Genomic DNA, 15,148 nt, shown 5'->3' with positions numbered 1-15,148 from the left:
CAACTTAATCATTAAAATCCATCGTTATATTATCAATCTGAAAATTCAAAGGTGTATATAAAAATACCCGCTCATCAATCTGACGAATATCACCCTTTAAGGCATAAACCGCACCCGTTAAAAAATCAGCAATTCGCCGCATTTGCTCATCATTGACTTGTTGAAAATTAACAATAACGGCATTTTGATTTAACAATTCTTGCGTGATTTTTTTAGCATCCGGATAAGAAAGTGGCCGTGCAATTTGAATTTCACTTTGTTTGGCTACTTTGTGGGCATTTAACGCCACAATATTATTATTTTTAGACGATTGTTCTGCTGGTTCTTTTTGAGTTGGAATCTCAGCATCATCATCTAAACCAAAAAAACTAGCTAATTTTTCAAAGGCCATTTTAATATCTCTCCTTAGTTCTTAGGATTGTGTCTTAAAAAAGGAGGCATGGAATCATCGTCTTCATTATCCGTATCATTTAATACATTGGATTGTCGGAAAATATCAAAGTCATTCGTTCCAGACTTTGAACCGTGATTTTGATTAGAATTATCACTACCAACTCCCCAAGCATCCAATTGTTGATCTGCATTGTCTTCTGTTGCAGTCGTTGGCGTCGGCTTTTTAGTTACAGCTGCGTTTTTAGAACTTTGGTGTTCGTCATCAATTCCCGTTGCGATCACCGTAACCTTGACTTCATCGCCCAAACTGTCATTAATAGAAGTTCCAAAAATAATATTAACGTCTTCTGTAGCTGCTTCAGAAACAATACTTGCTGCTTCTTGCGCCTCAAATAATGATAAATCAGGACCACCAGTAATATTTAATAAAACTTGCTGTGCGCCATCAATCGATACTTCCAATAATGGTGAAGAAATAGCTTTTTTAGTAGCATCCACAATCCGGTTTTCACCATTGCCTGTACCGATACCCATTAAGGCTGAGCCTTGATTAGACATAACTGTTTTGACATCCGCAAAATCCAAGTTCACAAAACCGGGCGAAGTAATCAAATCTGAAATACCTTGAACACCTTGTCTTAAAACATCATCCGCAACATGTAATGCTTCATTCATCGGCGTCTTTTTATCAACTATCTCTAATAAACGATTATTAGCAATAATCACCAAGGTATCAACATGTTGCTTTAATTCCTCAATACCTTGATCAGCAAACTTCGCACGTTTGGGTCCTTCAAACATAAATGGTCTAGTAACAACACCAACCGTCAAAGCTCCAGAATCTTTGGCCACCCGGGCAATCACTGGGGCTGCCCCCGTACCAGTGCCGCCCCCCATACCAGCAGTAATAAAGATCATATCTGATTCTTTTAATAAATCAGAAATCACATCTTCACTTTCTTCTGCAGCTTTTTGACCAATATCTGGATCAGAACCTGCTCCTAATCCTCGTGTTAACTTAGGTCCTAATTGCAACCTAGTATTAGCTTGTGAAAGATCTAAAGCTTGCATGTCAGTATTAGCTGCAATAAAATCAACGCCCTTGATATTTTCTTCAACCATTCGATTAACAGCATTACCACCGGCACCACCAACACCAATGACTTTAATTACTGCCGAATTTTTTTCTTTCCTGTCCATTGAACTGTCCATTCTAACAAATTCCTCCTGATCTGCCTCACGCTTTTTTAATCAAAAAAACGACTCCAAAAGTTTTTAATTTTTTCACTAGTTGTTCTTGATTTATGCGATTTTTCTTTGACTGGCGTTGTTTTAATATTGTCTAAAGAATCAGGACGATTTGTATCTGCTTTAACTGCTGTCATACCTTTAGAAGTATGAACAACATTATAAGCAATCAAATCCAAATCATTTAACCCTTGTGCATATAATACCAAACCTAGCCCTTCAGTAAAAGCCGGATGCCGTAATCCCATTTGTTCCGGAATAAATGTTTTAGTTTTCATTTTTAAAATTTGCTGTGCTAAAGTATTGACTCCCGCCATTTCAGCCAAACCACCCGTCAAAATGACTCCACCTGGTAAATCTTGGGCGTGAATACTAGTTAATCCTTGCTGCAACCGTTGAAAAATTTGTTGCATCCGTGCAGCAATAATCGAAGCTAAGTACTGACTGGAGATGTTTTGCGGTTGATCTTGACCAACGACTTCCACGGGGATGGTTTCCTCCGCCATTTCTGCTCCCACATCAGCATTACCATAATAATGTTGTAACTTTTCAGCATTGTCCAACGTTGTATTTAAAACCACAGAAATATCGTGAGCTACCAAATTACCGCCTTCTGGATCAATCGCTGTAAATTTCAATTTATTATCATGAATAATGGAGGCTGAAGTTTGACCACCACCTAAATCAATAATTACTGCACCGAAGTTACGCTCACCTTTATCTAAAGCTACCTTACTCAAAGCCAAAGGCGCTAAAACTTCATAAATAATATTTAAACCTGCTTTTTGAATTGCACGCTGCATATTATGAATGATAGATTTCGGTAACGCATATAAAATGCCATTAAACTCTAAGCGACTACCAATCATGCCGCGCGGATCCTTAATATTTTTAAAACCATCTACACAAAAATTATCTGGTAACAGCGCCACAAATTCTAATTCAGGGGTCAAAGTTTGGACCATGGAAGCTGTAATTACTTTTTGCACATCAGCAGCAGTAATCTCTTTAGAAGGTTCATTTAAAGCAATCATGCTATGTGCTTTAAATATTTGTAAACCATTAGCAGGAAGACCAACCACTACATCGCTGATTTCAGTATTAGATTGCGAGGCAGCTTTTTTTACGGCTTCACCAATCGCTATTGCTGCTTGATCAATGTCCACTATCGTTCCGCGATTCATTCCTTGCGAATGGGCACTTCCCACGCCAATAATATTAGCTTGTGAGTTTGTAACATTGGCCACCACTACTTTCATTGACGTGGTTCCAATGTCTAAACTAACAATGATTCGTGAATCATCCATTCTATGATCCTCCTACAACATTTTCAGATTTACTAATGGATAAACCTATTAAATTAATGATACCAAAGTTTTTAGAACTATTCCACCTTCAGACCTGCTGTACCAAAAGGTTTTGAATAAGCCCCCACTTCCAAATTAATAACACCATTTTTAGACATAGTTTTCGAAATAGCAGGATAATATTTGAGTTTAGCAGCTAAAGTGCGAATATCCCCTACGACCAAATTACCATCATTCATATATAAGTTGACCCGATAGGGATGTTCCTTCGTATTTTTACTACCGTGAATTTCTGAAATATCACTCCGTAAACTTGGCGAGCAAGACAGGTATAATTTAACCACTTGGTTTAACGTAACTTTAGTATTCAAGTTTTGGTAAACAGGAAAATTACCAATGGGTTGTTTCAACTTTTGATTAACTAATTGCTGGTTCTCCAAAACACGATAATAGCCTTGCTTTTTTGTAATAAAACCGACGGTTTGATATTCCTGAACTGTAAAAGTTAATTGATTAAATTGTTGATAATGATAACTGATTTTTTTAATTAAAGGCACTTTGGTTCTAATCTGCTTTTCAATTTTGGAACGTTCAACTAATGTCTGCAGCACTAACGTATTTTTATCAATTCTGGAGGCATCAATTACTTGTTGCGCACCTAAATAGTTAACTCCCACAACTGAAATTTTTTGGACATGACCCAACGGCGAAAATAAATAGCCAATCATTAAGATTAAGCTAACTAAGCCTAGCATAATTAAACTTCCGGGTAATATTTTGCGCAACCGCTGGTGATAAGTCTGCGACTTAGTGGCTTCCGATTGTGAGCGATGATATTGATTTTTAAATTGTAATAATTCATTGGACTTATTTTTTTTCATCAATCTACTTCTCAGTAGTAATCAAGTCTAATAAGACCTGAATTAACCGATCACTAGCATCAGCTACCCCCAATTGGCGGGCATGCATGGACATTTGGTGTAATAGTTGGGAATCATTTACTGTTTTAGTCAACAATTGTTCCAAACTAGCAGCGGTCAATTCTGATTCAGGCAACAACAAAGCGGCATGTTCTTTGACCAATGATTGGGCATTCTTAGTTTGGTGATCGTTAGTGACATAAGGACTAGGAATAAAAATCGCTGGAATTCCTAAAGCTGTTAATTCAGCAATGGAGGTCGCACCACTGCGCCCAACGATCAACGCTAAATCAGGTAAAATAGCTGGCATATCATCAATATAAGCAACTACTTGCACATTGGCGGCCAGTTGCTGTGGCAACTGCGAACGTACCTTATCATAATGTACTTGACCAGTTACAAATAAAACTTGAAATGCTGCTTGACTGAAATAATCCCAGCTAGCAACTACTGCTTCATTGATTGGACGAGCCCCACGACTACCACCAAAAATCATAACAGTAGGTTGTTTTGGATCCAAACCAAATTCTTGTAAGCGTTGATTAGGTTGCAACTTAGCTACTTCTTGTGCCCGAGGATTACCCGTAAATACTAATTTAGATTTTTCCTTAAATTGTCCTACCACATCCTGAAAAGCATACGCAATCCGATCCACAAAATGCCCCAAAAATTTATTAGTTAGACCAGCCACTGAATTTTGTTCATGGATGACCGTCGGAATTTTTTTTAAGTGGGCGGCTAACACAATTGCACTAGAAACGTAGCCCCCAGTCCCTACTACAATATCTGGTTGAAAATCAGTAACAATTTTTTTAGCTTGCTGAATACTTTTAGCAAATAGCCATAAAGTTTGAACATTCTGCCAGGACAATTTACGCTTGAAACCTTGCAGACGCAAAGTTTGAAACGGAATGTTTTCTTGCGTAATAATTTTTTGCTCTAAGCCTGCCTCAGTGCCGACGTACAAAACTTCGCTCACTAAATGTCGTTCTTTCAATCGCTTAATTAAAGCTAAAGCTGGATAAATATGTCCACCAGTTCCGCCACCAGATACAATTATTCTCATAATTAACCATCCTAATTCAGTTTTTCAACATCACTGATAAATTGATCGCCACGTTGTTCAAAAGTTGCAAATTGATCCCAACTAGCAGCTGCCGGTGATAATAACAAAACATCCCCTGGTGCCGTTAATTGATAAGCTAAAGGTACCGCTTCATCTAAATTATCAACTAGTTTAATAGTTGCGACTCCCGCCTTTTGTGCGGCCTTTTGCATTAAATATTTCGTCTGACCGTATAACACAATAGCTTTGACATGACGTAATTGTTCAACTAAGTCATCAAATTCAAAACCGCGATCTAATCCACCGGCAATTAAAACTAATGGTTGCTTAAAAGCTTGCAATGCCACAATGGTTGCTTCAATATTAGTTGCTTTAGAATCATTATAAATTTTACGACCATGTAATTGTTTAACAAACTGAATCCGATGCTTAACCCCTTGAAAAGTAGTTAAAACTTGTTTAATAGCTTGATTCGATTTACCCATTAACTTAGCCACAGCAATCGCTGCTAAACAATTTTCAATGTTATGTTGTCCGGGTAGAACAATTTGATCAACATCAATGATTGCTTCTTGTCGGAAATAGAGTGTCTGCCCTTTTTGATAAGCTCCTTGTTCACTAACGTCCAACCGTGAAAAAGGCACTACCTGTGCTTGGGTTTGCTGGCTTAAAGTTCGCCATTTTTCTTGATCAAAATTCACCACAAAGTAATCGTCTGCAGTTTGATTTTGTGTAATTTTCATTTTGGCCCGCACATAATTCTCTCGCGTTTTATGGTAATCCAAATGTGCTTCATAAATATTGTTCAGTACCGCAATCTTCGGACGTAACTTGGTAGTGCCTAATAATTGAAAACTGGACAATTCAACTACAATATCGTCAACAGGAGTTGCTTGTTGCACAACCTGCGAAACAGGGATGCCAATATTACCTGCTTTATAAGCGTGTCCCGCTGCCCGTTCTTGGTCTAAAATTAACTGAATTAAAGTCGTCGTTGTGGTTTTACCATTAGTTCCAGTTACTCCCACAAAAGGTGCTGACGAGACTTCGTAAGCCAGTTCCGGTTCTGTAATAATAGGAATATTGCGTTCCATTGCCGCCTTGACTAAAGGTAATTCATACGAAATACCCGGATTTTTAACAATCAAATCAAAATCCTGCTCAAGTAATGAAACTGGATTACTACCCGTAAGCACTTTCAGTCCTCGATCCCGTAATTGTTGGGCTTCCGAACTGTCTTGTTGATCATTAATAGTTAAAGTTGCACCTAATTTGTTTAGTAATAATGCTGCATTAAAACCACTTTTGGCCAAACCCAAAATTAGCACTTTTTGACCTTGATAATCATTAATCTCTTTCATTAAGTCCTCCTTAACTCACAAATATGATTATATAACTTAATGCTGCCAATAGACCAACTGCCCAAAAAACTAACACAACTTTCCATTCTGACCAGCCTAACATTTCAAAATGATGATGAATTGGCGACATCTTAAACACTCGATGCCCTGTTGTTTTAAACACAGCTACTTGGATCATCACACTCGCCGTTTCCACAACAAATACAATTCCAATCCACAATAACGACCACGGTATTCCTAACACCAAAGAAACAGCTGCTAAGCCAGCACCTAAAGCTAAGGAACCAACATCGCCCATAAAAATTTTAGCCGGTTTATGGTTAAAAATCATAAAGCCAATCATTGCGCCAACAACACTTAAACAAGCTACAACAACATCAAAGTTAGTTTGTTTGTATGCAATATAAGCATAAGTCAAATAAGCAATGATCGTTAATCCAGTTACTAAGCCATCCAAACCGTCCGTTAAATTAACTGCATTAGAAAAGCCAACCAACCAAACTAGCATAAAAATTACATAAATAATCAGAGAATGAAAAATATAACCAAAAAATTGTAAATCTGTTGGTAATTGATAGTAAAGATAGAGTCCGCAAAAAACTATTGCAAATAACAGCTGTAATAAGGATTTTTGCCAAGCCAATAAACCTAAATTACGATGATTTTTTAATTTAATAAAATCATCTAAAAAACCAATTAAGCCAAACAGTAGGAGCATTAAACTAATCAGCATCAAGGAATTAGTAAATAATTCCAACCATGTTCCAACCCAAATATTAGTCAGCACCATCGCCAATAAAAAGATCACGCCTCCCATTGTCGGGGTACCGGCTTTATATTCTTGCCAACTAGGACCTTCTTCACGGATTTGTTGACCTTCACGATTAGACAACATCACCTTGATAAATAGTGGCATAAAAATTACTACCAAAATTAAACTGCTAATTAATGGGATTATCATTTTACCCAAATTCATTTCTCAATCCTCGCTTTATTTTTGTTTCAGATGAATAACTACTTCCTTCACACTATTCAACACTGCCTGCGGTGGCACACTTTGCCGCACCGCATAACCTTGACCTTTAATCACGATCTTTTTACCAGTAATATCGGCTAATTTTAATAAATCGTTTTTCGACCAACCATGAACATCAGGCATAGTCATTGCGCCATTGGTTAACAAAATGACACGTTGATCAGGTGTCACAGCTGCTTTAGCACTCGGCAACTGTTGTACTACCTTGGAACCGGTGCCGACAATACCAACCTTTAACTGTTGCTTTTGTAGCGCTTGTTGCACCGTAGTTAAATTTTGATTGGATAATTCAGGCATCGTAATTGCAGTATTATCCGATTGTACATTTTCTATTTTACCGGTTCCTAACAATCGTTGCATCATCGGATTAAAGACTTCAGACAACATTTGTTCAGGAGCCTTAGTCATCACACTCGGTTTCTCCATCGTAATATAAACTAAATACTTAGGTGATTTGGCCGGTGCTAAGCCAGCCACCGAATATAGATAATCATTACTGCCAGTTAAATAGCCGTTAGTCCCCGAAATTTGTGCTGTCCCCGTTTTAACTGCAACATCTTGACCAGGAATTTTATAAACTGTGCCCGTGCCGTAACTATCTTGGACCACTTCGCGCATTGCAGCTAGAACCTGTTTAGTCGTTTGGTCCGTCACTGGCTGTCCAACTTGTTTGGGTTTAATCGTTTGAACAGAACCGTTATTGGGATTTTCAATGCGACTAACTAGTTGGGGCTGCATCATTTTGCCATGATTACCAATTGCGCCCAAAGCTTGCACCATTTGCATGCCGGTCACCGAAACACTTTGACCAAAAGCAGTAATGGCTTGATCAGAAGCATGCTGAAAATTAATTTGACCAGCTACTTCACCAGGCAAATTAACATGCGTTAACTGGCCAATTTTAAATTTATGCATATATTTTAGCCAAGTTTTCGCACCCATTTGTTGCTCCAAAGCAACCATTCCGACATTACTCGAACGTGGAAAAGCTTGATTAAAAGGGATCTCGCCCCACCCACTGGTATTCCAATCATGGATAGTTCGTCCGCCAATAGTGATTGCCCCGGAACGATAATATTGATTAGGATTGTAATGATGTGAGTTAATAGAAGCTGCCAAAGTCAAAACTTTAAAAACTGATCCTGGCTCATAGCTATCTTGTAAATTAATATTTCGCCAAGAATGCATCAGATTATTCTGAGTTTGGGGATCAAAAGTCGGTCGCTGTGAAATAGCTAAAATATGTCCTGTTTTAGGATCGGTCACAATAGCCTGCATGGATTGAGGCCGATATTCTTGATAAACCTTGGTCAGTAACTGTTCTAAATAGTGTTGATAATTAACATCAATCGTCGTATAGACGTTATCCCCTTGCACTGGCAGCACTGTTTTCTTATGCGTTTGTGGCAGTGTATAACCTTCAGGATCAGTATAACGAACCTCATAGCCATTTTTACCTTGTAAAATCTTATCATAAAAACTTTCTAATCCCATTAGGCCTTGATCTTTGGCGCGCTGAGCGTGACGACCAACCTGTGCTAAACCAATCGTATTAGACGCAAAAGTGCCGTTAGGATATGATCTATCCGGTACTGCATCAAAATAAACCCCCGGGAGATGGTGTTTCTCAATTGCTTTTTTAACACTCAAACTAATCTTTTGACCCGCTAAACCAAATTCCACTTGAAACACATGCCGGTTTTGGGGGTGCAAGATTTGTAAGATTTTTTTCTGACTCAGTGGAATATACTGACTCAAAACCTGAGCCGTATGTTTTTTGTTTTGAACATATAGAGGTTTACCACCAGCTCCTTTATATGTATGATCCAAAACGACAAATAATTCGTACGATTGATCACTATAAGCAATCTTAGAACCATCATCCGCATAAATATTGCCCCGCTTAGATGATAGAACTCTTTTATGGCGGTATTTTTGCTCTGTGCGCCGTGTTAAGTCAACACTACCGACATGCCCACTCAGTGCGATGTAACTAAACCGCACCAAGCAAACTATAAAAAATAAGGCAATAACAAGAAGGAAGAATCGGCCGATAATTCTTCGATCACGTCTTGCCTTGCTGATATTGATTTTGTCATTATTAGAATTAAACTTTTGACTCATTTAGAAATATTCCTAATATTATCAGAATGTAACTGTAAATTGTGTTTTTGAGCAATCTTTAACAGTCGACCTGAATTACTTAACTCAATAATTTCTTGATGTAAATCTGTGTTCGAATTTAATACTTTTTGGGTTTGTTCAGCCAGGTCCTGGGCATGATGCTGCTGAACAATTGTCTGTGTTCGTAAATGAACCAAACCATACATCATGATAATTACGATTAAGCCAATTAAACAAACCAAACTTTTTTCAAACCCGGAAAAAGGCACACTTTTAGTGTTTAATTCTACAGCTGTTTGTACTTTATTAGTTTGAGTTTTAGTTTCAGTTAAAGAGTCTAATTGACGTACAGTATTGGGTTCCATTCAACTATCTCGATTCCTAATCTTGTTTATTTAATCTTTTGAGCTACTCGTAAATGCGCACTATGAGCACGGTGGTTTTGTTCAATTTCAGTTGAACTAGGTAAAATCGGCTTTCTGGTAATAACTTTCAATTCTGGTTGCATTTCTGGAGGAATAACCGGTAAATCGCGTGGAACATTAACTTCACTGTGACGCCGAAAAACCTGTTTCACAATTTTGTCCTCTAATGATTGAAAAGTAATGACACTCAGAAAACCGTTTAATTTTAACAAATCAATCGCCGCTTCTAAAGATTGATCTAACGATGCTAACTCATCATTAACCGCAATTCGTAAAGCCTGAAAAACTTTTTTAGCAGGATGCTTCTTCATTTTTCGACGTGCTGGCGCTGGCAAACAAGCTTCGATTAAATCAACTAATTCAAAGGTCGTTGTGATTGGTTGGTTTAAACGCTGCCGAGTAATTGCCTGGGCAATGCGCTTAGCAAAACGTTCATCACCGTAACGTTGAAAAATGTTTGCTAGCTGAGCAGCTGAATAAGTATTAACAATTTGATAAGCATCTAATTCTTGGCTTTGATCCATCCGCATATCTAATCGCGCATCGTAGCGATAACTAAAGCCACGTTGAGGATCGTCAAACTGTGGTGAAGAGACCCCCAAATCATATAAGATCCCATCGACCGTCGTAATACCTAACGCTGCTAGCTGCTCTTTTAAATCCGCAAAATTAGCCATCACTAATTCTAAATGATTATCAGTTTCTTCATTGGTTGTTTGACGTAAAGCTTGACCTGCTAAAATAGCTTCTTGATCACGATCAAAAGCAATCACTGTTAAATGATGACCCTGACTTAATAAATAACGTGTGTGACCGCCACGACCAAAAGTGGCATCAATATAAACACCACCATCATGAACTTGTAAAGCATCGACAGTCGGATTTAAAAGCACTGTTTTATGTTGGAACATAATACCACCTAAAAATAATTATTAATATAAAAGTAAGATTCTACATTAAAGATAAACCGAACAATCATTTAATTAAAAATAATTTTGTCACAAATTATCTGTAAAAAAATAACTCACTACTATTAAAAGTAGGTATATTGGTCCCACTTCTCTGTATGAATGTTACCACAATCTCACTTTTAGCACCACTAATCAGTAAAAAATATTCTAATTTAGTCTTTTTTGTCAAAAAACTATCGCTAATAGCTTGAACATATGTTCATGATTAGTGATAGTTGCTTTTTTCTGAAGATTCAAGTAAGATAATTCCAATATGAAAGATTTCAGGTGAAGTTTTTTGAAGAAAAAAAAGAAAAGTGTTTTTACTATAATTACGCAGATTTTTGTTTGGGCCATGATTATTGTAACCATCGCTGGTGTAGTAATTCCTGCTGTCATGGGTGGTTTCTAAACTGACCAGAAGAAAAGGATGAGGTCGTATAAACTTCATCCTTTTTTATATTACTACAAGTTTACTCAGAAATATCTTGTTGAAACCATTTCTCGCTCAATTTTTTCAATTGACCATTGATTTTTAATTTCCGCAATGTTGAATTAATCAAATGCTGCGTCTGCGTATCTTGTTTACGCATCCCAACTGCAAAACTTTCAGTGGGAAACGGCGTATCCAAAATTTGAAATTGCTGTGCATTTTTAGTATGGGCTAAATAGTATTCAGCAAACACCCGATCAAATAAAAAGCCCTGAATTCGTCCTGCTTTTAAATCCAAAAAACCATTTTCGATATTATCATACAAAACCGGCGTTTGATTTTTAATTTTATTCTTCAATAAACGCGGTTGCTGCATTAAATCGGAATAACCCACTGAGCCAGATTGGGTTCCTAAAGTTTTTCCCGTTAATTGCTTAATTTGGTGAACCCCTGAAGCCTTTTTGACAACGATAACTTGTTCATCTTTTAAATACGGCCGTGAAAAGGCAACTTTCTTAGCACGTTGCGGCGTTTTAGTATAACCATTCCAGATTAAATCAATCGTTCCGTTGCGTAATTCCGTTTCTTTCATGGACCAGTCAATCGGTTGAAAAATAATTTTTCGATGAATGGTTTTGCCAACTAATTTGGCCAGATCAACGTCAAAGCCAGTTAATTGGCCCGACTTTTTCACAAATCCCATAGGTACATAAGAATCATCCAAGCCCACAATTAATGTATTATTACTACTACCAATCCGGTGCGTGTTTTGCTGACACCCGCCAACAAATACTAACAAGCTTAATAAAATTAAATATTTACAAATTTTTTTCATTTGCTTGTCCTCAACTCAAATGTTTGATCAGAAACTTGCTGAGCAAAATCTAAATCGTGCGTCACAACTAGTTGCGTCATTTGGTCGGCCTGAAATTTGCGTAATAAGTTAGTGACTTGTTGCCGATTCTGTGCGTCCAGTGCGCTCGTCGGTTCATCGTAACATAAAATTTTGGGTTCTAAAATTAAAGCTCGGGCAATTGCTACTCGTTGTTTCTGACCTCCGGACAATTGAAACGGATAAAGCTTAGCTTGCGGTGCGATTTGTAATAAATCTAACAACTCTTGAGCTTTTTGCAGAGCTTGTTGTTTCGAGCGTTTTTGAACTTGAATGGGGGCCAGTAGTAAATTATCCAAAACACTTAAATTAGGAAATAGTCGATAATCTTGAAAGACAACCCCCACGTTATTTTGACTATGATCTTGCGGTGTAAACGGCTGTCCGTCCAAGAAGAACTCGCCGTGATCTACACTTTCCAATCCCAGAATAGTTCTTAATAACGTGGTTTTACCAACCCCACTGGGACCGACAATTGATAGTATTTGTCCGGGCAATACTTGTAAGTTAATATTGTCTAAAACTAATTTATCGCCAAAAGTTTTAGTAATTTGTTTCAGTTGTAATTTCGGTTGTCTATTCATAGTATGAAAATCTCCGTTCAATCCAATTTTGTATTAATGTCAAAACCCCTGTCATAATTAAATAAATAATACCAACTAAAATTAAGGGGACCAACGTGACGTCACGCGCTGTGGCCACATTACCTGCCCGTAATAAATCACCAATTCCTAATACATAAACTAATGACGAATCTTTGATCAAGTTAATAACTTCATTACCCATGGATGGTAAGACGATTTTGACTACTTGTGGCAAGATCACAAAGCGAAAACTTTGCCATGACGATAATCCTAATAAGGCTGTTGCTTCACGCTGATCTTGACTAACCGCCTGCAACCCCCCACGAAAAATTTCAGCAAAATAAGCTGTATAATTTAAAATAAAAGCTACGAAAGCGGCTGTCATCCGTTCAAAAACAATGCCAATCGTTGGTAATCCATAAAAAATAAAGATTAATTGGAGCAATAATGGCGTGCCCCGCATCAGCCAAACGTAAGCATCTAAAATCCAACGTAACAAATGCCAACGACTTCGTAACCCTAAAGCGACAATAATTCCGAGAATAATCGAACAGATTAAAGTCCCAATGAATAACTCCACGGTTACTTTGGTGCCACTCAATAATGATGGTAAAATTTCTCCAATATATTTCATAATTTCTCCTTCAACTAAAAAATCCCCTTGAGTTAAAAAACTCAAGAGGACGAAATTTTCCGCGGTGCCACCCCATTTTTTGCCAAACTCACATTTGACAACTTAGGCAGTTATAAACTGCACAAAATAACGGATGCTAAACCGAACGGGCTTTAAACCTTTTGACTCACAAGTGTGTTCTATGCTGTCACTAATAACTGTTTGCACCAACCACAGCTTCTCTAAATTAGCGCACATATCTATCTTGTTCATTGTCGCATAATTAAATATTTTATTTTTCATTATGATGAAATACTCGTCGCCAAAAACCGTCTTTTTTAGCAGTTGCTTGTTCTTGATTAAGACTAATCTCATTTAATGGAATTTGATCACCGAGAATCCGGTGAGCCAAATTCTGATAACCAACGGCCGCTGGATTATCAAGCTTCTCCTGCAATATTGATTGACCTTGATTAGAAGTAGCGATTACTTCATCATCATCGATGATAACACCAATTAAAGGAATTGACAAGCGGTTTACGATACTTTGAATATCCATAGACTTACCATTTTTAATCATCTGTAAGCGAATTCGATTAATAACTAAATGCAGTCCGTAAGTTAAATTAGATTGCTCCAATAAACCGACCACCCGATCAGCATCACTAACCGCTGCCACCTCCGGGGTCGTGACCAAAATTGCACTATCAGCTACCGCCACCGCAGCTTTAAAACCCGTTTCAATTCCTGCAGGACAATCCAAGATAACAAAATCAAAATTTTGTTTTAATTCAGTAATAATAGTTTTAATTTTGGAGATATTTAAACTAGACTGTCCAACATTTTGTGAAGCAGCCAATAACGAAAAATCTTGAGGATGATCGGGATGTTGAACCAACGCCTGCATCAAGTTAACGCGATCATTCAACACGTCATCCAAATCATAAATAATCCGATTACTTAATCCTAAAATAGCATCAAGATTACGCAAACCAACATCCAAATCTACCGCGCAAACTCGCTTACCGGCTTGTACTAAAGCTAAACTTAAATTAGCACTAGTTGTAGTTTTACCGACACCGCCCTTACCGGAAGTGACAACAATTGACGTTCCCATCAAACTCCCCCTAATTTAAAATAATTTCCATTTGTGGTCTAATCTTCAATAATTGATCAAGTGAAGCTGTTGTTAACGAATGCAAATCGTTGACATAGAAAAAAGACTTAGCATCAAACTTCGCATCATCAATATCCGACACAATTTGAATCAAATCACAAATTCGAACTTGACTAGCATGCGTCATATCACCCACGACCACAGCTGTATCATTATTTGGATAACCCGCACACACAATTCCTTCAATAGAACCGATTGCAAAAACACTACCAGCAGCGCGAATTTGTGCGCCTGCATGGACGTCACCTAATAACAACACATTTCCCGGGTAATTCATAATTTGTCCAGAACGGATAATCCGCGTTTCTAATTTCAATTGTCCTTGAAGCAAATGTTGTTGTACAACACTTTTAGGAATCACCTGACTGATAATTTGCTGTAACTTAAATACTGGAAACTGCGCAATCACCGCTTTTAAATCTTTTTTTTGTTGTAAATTTAACCACCGAGTTTGAGTATCGACCGTTAGATCTAGCGATTGTTGCGTGGGAGTCTGCGTTTGAATTTGCTTTAATAACTCCTGTACCTGGATTAAAGCTTCTGAAAAATCACTACCGTCAATAATTTCTAAGAAATAAGTTTGACCTTTTCCCTTCAAAACTGCACTCTTCATACTAAT

Annotated in this window: 16 protein-coding genes; 1 reads left to right on the top strand and 15 read right to left on the bottom strand. The window is 37.6% G+C overall.

Annotation, left to right across the window (positions count from 1 at the left end; all coding sequences use genetic code 11):
- Positions 1-4: 4 nt before the first annotated feature.
- The 10 genes from AC3B5S_RS07440 to rsmH all read right to left on the bottom strand — a co-directional run bounded on the left by AC3B5S_RS07440 (position 5) and on the right by rsmH (position 10,794).
- Entirely contained in the window at positions 5-391 is a 387-nt protein-coding gene (locus AC3B5S_RS07440; protein WP_489769703.1) for a cell division protein SepF, read from the bottom strand.
- Positions 392-405: 14 nt separating this feature from the next.
- Positions 406-1,605: a cell division protein FtsZ gene (ftsZ, locus tag AC3B5S_RS07435; RefSeq protein WP_489769702.1), complete on the bottom strand. Its 1,200-nt coding sequence runs from the start codon at positions 1,603-1,605 to the stop codon at positions 406-408.
- 35 nt (positions 1,606-1,640) lie between these two features.
- Positions 1,641-2,948 carry a cell division protein FtsA gene (gene ftsA, locus AC3B5S_RS07430; protein WP_489757823.1) on the bottom strand — a complete coding sequence of 436 codons (1,308 nt, stop codon included), beginning with the start codon at positions 2,946-2,948 and terminating at the stop codon, positions 1,641-1,643.
- A gap of 77 nt (positions 2,949-3,025) precedes the next feature.
- On the bottom strand, positions 3,026-3,829 hold the full coding sequence (locus tag AC3B5S_RS07425) for a cell division protein FtsQ/DivIB (protein WP_489790296.1): 804 nt from the start codon (positions 3,827-3,829) through the stop codon (positions 3,026-3,028).
- Between the two features lie 4 nt (positions 3,830-3,833).
- Complete coding sequence (gene murG, locus AC3B5S_RS07420; protein WP_489790295.1) at positions 3,834-4,934, bottom strand: undecaprenyldiphospho-muramoylpentapeptide beta-N-acetylglucosaminyltransferase; 1,101 nt, start codon at positions 4,932-4,934, stop codon at positions 3,834-3,836.
- 11 nt (positions 4,935-4,945) lie between these two features.
- On the bottom strand, positions 4,946-6,295 hold the full coding sequence (gene murD, locus AC3B5S_RS07415; RefSeq protein WP_489790294.1) for a UDP-N-acetylmuramoyl-L-alanine--D-glutamate ligase: 1,350 nt from the start codon (positions 6,293-6,295) through the stop codon (positions 4,946-4,948).
- A gap of 10 nt (positions 6,296-6,305) precedes the next feature.
- Positions 6,306-7,271, bottom strand: coding sequence for a phospho-N-acetylmuramoyl-pentapeptide-transferase (mraY, locus tag AC3B5S_RS07410; protein WP_489757819.1), 966 nt, complete (start codon positions 7,269-7,271; stop codon positions 6,306-6,308).
- Positions 7,272-7,286: 15 nt separating this feature from the next.
- Positions 7,287-9,455 carry a penicillin-binding transpeptidase domain-containing protein gene (locus AC3B5S_RS07405; RefSeq protein WP_489769698.1) on the bottom strand — a complete coding sequence of 723 codons (2,169 nt, stop codon included), beginning with the start codon at positions 9,453-9,455 and terminating at the stop codon, positions 7,287-7,289.
- Complete coding sequence (gene ftsL, locus AC3B5S_RS07400; RefSeq protein WP_489757817.1) at positions 9,452-9,820, bottom strand: cell division protein FtsL; 369 nt, start codon at positions 9,818-9,820, stop codon at positions 9,452-9,454. Before ftsL ends, AC3B5S_RS07405 begins: the two co-directional genes overlap by 4 nt.
- Before the next feature lie 26 nt (positions 9,821-9,846).
- Positions 9,847-10,794: a 16S rRNA (cytosine(1402)-N(4))-methyltransferase RsmH gene (rsmH, locus tag AC3B5S_RS07395; RefSeq protein WP_489758053.1), complete on the bottom strand. Its 948-nt coding sequence runs from the start codon at positions 10,792-10,794 to the stop codon at positions 9,847-9,849.
- 334 nt (positions 10,795-11,128) lie between these two features.
- On the opposite strand from rsmH, the gene AC3B5S_RS07390 reads away from it, so the two are divergent.
- Positions 11,129-11,242 carry a DUF4044 domain-containing protein gene (locus AC3B5S_RS07390; RefSeq protein ID WP_489757816.1) on the top strand — a complete coding sequence of 38 codons (114 nt, stop codon included), beginning with the start codon at positions 11,129-11,131 and terminating at the stop codon, positions 11,240-11,242.
- 61 nt (positions 11,243-11,303) lie between these two features.
- Here the strand turns inward: AC3B5S_RS07390 and AC3B5S_RS07385 are convergent, their stop codons facing one another.
- The 5 genes from AC3B5S_RS07385 to AC3B5S_RS07365 form a co-directional block, all read right to left on the bottom strand.
- Positions 11,304-12,098: an amino acid ABC transporter substrate-binding protein gene (locus tag AC3B5S_RS07385; protein WP_489790293.1), complete on the bottom strand. Its 795-nt coding sequence runs from the start codon at positions 12,096-12,098 to the stop codon at positions 11,304-11,306.
- Entirely contained in the window at positions 12,095-12,739 is a 645-nt protein-coding gene (locus AC3B5S_RS07380) for an amino acid ABC transporter ATP-binding protein (protein WP_489790292.1), read from the bottom strand. The genes AC3B5S_RS07385 and AC3B5S_RS07380 overlap by 4 nt, the downstream gene beginning before the upstream one ends.
- Positions 12,732-13,373, bottom strand: a complete 642-nt coding sequence (locus AC3B5S_RS07375; protein ID WP_489757813.1) for an amino acid ABC transporter permease — start codon at positions 13,371-13,373, stop codon at positions 12,732-12,734. Before AC3B5S_RS07375 ends, AC3B5S_RS07380 begins: the two co-directional genes overlap by 8 nt.
- A 271-nt stretch (positions 13,374-13,644) precedes the next feature.
- Positions 13,645-14,469 carry a septum site-determining protein MinD gene (gene minD / locus AC3B5S_RS07370; RefSeq protein ID WP_489757812.1) on the bottom strand — a complete coding sequence of 275 codons (825 nt, stop codon included), beginning with the start codon at positions 14,467-14,469 and terminating at the stop codon, positions 13,645-13,647.
- 10 nt (positions 14,470-14,479) lie between these two features.
- Entirely contained in the window at positions 14,480-15,142 is a 663-nt protein-coding gene (locus AC3B5S_RS07365; protein ID WP_489757811.1) for a septum site-determining protein MinC, read from the bottom strand.
- Between the last annotated feature and the right edge of the window lie 6 nt (positions 15,143-15,148).

The organism is Bombilactobacillus sp. ESL1094, assembly GCF_058107425.1.
The sequence above is the reverse complement of the archived record's forward strand: the minus strand, read 5'-3'. Positions and strand labels throughout refer to the sequence as shown.